A 725-nucleotide genomic window follows, 5' to 3' on the forward strand; every position below is an offset into this window, starting at 1 on the left:
ACGCAACAACGTAACCTGGCCAAACTGGGCATTAACAGTAAGGACATTTCGGCTCAGACTCTTGGGCAGAATGAGAATGCCAATAATAGGCAACTTATTAGCGGTTTGAACGAGGCTGGTGCAAGCACGCCCGATACGGCGATTGCCGGTGGCCGCCGGGTAATGGCTGGCGTGGAAGGTTACAACGACCGCGCTACTGGCATCATTGGTCGACTGTACGACCGTGCTCGAGATTCAAGTGGGCGCAGTGCCGCGCTTGACCCGCAAGCATTTGCAACGCGTGCGGACGAGCTTTTGACATACAACCTGCGCAATGCTGAACTGCCCGCAGATATCCGCAAGAAGCTCAACGACTTCGCATCAGGAGCCGCGCCGCTGACCATCGAAACTGCGGAGCAATTCAAGACGATTATGGCAAAGGTTCAGCGGACATCGTCTGATGGAGGCATACGCGATGCGATCAGCCAAGTACGTACAGCATTAGAGGAAACGCCATTGCTGCCAGGGCAGCCGCTTGCAGCAGGTTCACAGGCCGCGTTTGATCGTGCGCGCAGCACGCATCGACAATACATGGGCATTGTCGAAAAGACGCCCGCTTTACAGGCCGTGCGTGACGGTATCGAACCCGATAAATTCGTGCAGCAGTTCGTCGTTGGGGGCGGCTCGAAGTCGAATGTAGCCGACGTGGCAGCGCTGCGCCAAGCAGTGCGATCAAGCCCTGATGC

The 725-nt window shown here is 56.7% G+C and carries 1 protein-coding gene; it reads left to right on the forward strand.

The genetic code is table 11. The features are described from left to right. A partial coding sequence (locus AC0V2Y_RS29085) for a hypothetical protein (RefSeq protein ID WP_475418500.1) occupies positions 1–725 on the forward strand: 725 nt, incomplete at both ends.

The organism is Janthinobacterium sp. BHSEK, from assembly GCF_056174685.1.